Origin of the sequence: Streptomyces sp. P17 (assembly GCF_032436805.1) — a bacterium.
In the GTDB taxonomy this organism is placed as follows: Bacteria; Actinomycetota; Actinomycetes; order Streptomycetales; family Streptomycetaceae; genus Streptomyces.
On the sequence record NZ_JAVRBF010001170.1, the window covers coordinates 1 to 253 of the forward strand.

The following is a 253-nucleotide window of genomic DNA, read 5'->3' on the forward strand; positions in this document are numbered from 1 at the left end:
TTGCGATGCGTACCTTCCGCTGCGTGGATCGATCCGGTCACCTGGCTGCCGGAGGCGACATCCGCGGTTGACCAACATCCGCTCCGACACGTCGGAGCAGGCAACAGAAAAGGCCCCGGATCGCTCCGGGGCCTTTTCGTTTCAACCCAGCGCCGGATCAACGATCCGGGCGGTGGGCACTTTCGGCGTCGCGCTGGCGTTCCATGAACTCCTTGGAGGGTTCATCCAGCTTGTCGCCCAGCATGCGCCGCAC

The 253-nt window shown here is 64.4% G+C and carries 1 protein-coding gene; it reads left to right on the forward strand.

All coding sequences use genetic code 11. The annotated features are described in order from the left end of the window. Positions 1-67: 67 nt before the first annotated feature. Positions 68-253 (forward strand): hypothetical protein (locus RMT89_RS44310; protein ID WP_315889414.1); only part of this gene is annotated, 186 nt, incomplete at its 3' end.